We start from the raw sequence: 290 nt of genomic DNA on the forward strand, positions 1-290 counted from the left end.
TTCCCCGTTGCCGTGGGCGTCATGCCTTCAAGATTGGCCCAGAGGACCGCGCCAGTACTTTCAATACCTGATGCAGCAGCCCTGAAGTAGTCCCCGGTCGGGGCCACGTACTTGCTTTTCCATGAACCATCTCCAACCACGGCTGCTGCGTACGAGTCCACCGGGGCGCTGGCTTCACTGGGCAGATAAGCTCCGCCTTTACCTGTGCCCATCCCATCTTGAATCGCTATGTTCACAACAAGCCCACTGGATGTCCCGGCTATTTTTTCGATACCCCTCCGGACCGTGTC

At 57.9% G+C, this 290-nt stretch carries 1 protein-coding gene; it reads right to left on the bottom strand.

Features of this window, described 5'->3' with window-relative positions; all coding sequences use genetic code 11:
- The coding region (locus tag SB847_RS20835; protein ID WP_410578491.1) for a hypothetical protein at nucleotides 1-236 on the bottom strand (236 nt) is incomplete at its 3' end.
- Between the last annotated feature and the right edge of the window lie 54 nt (nucleotides 237-290).

The sequence above is a fragment of the Bacillus sp. SIMBA_026 genome, assembly GCF_046535335.1.
Taxonomy (GTDB): domain Bacteria; phylum Bacillota; class Bacilli; order Bacillales; family Bacillaceae; genus Bacillus; species Bacillus velezensis.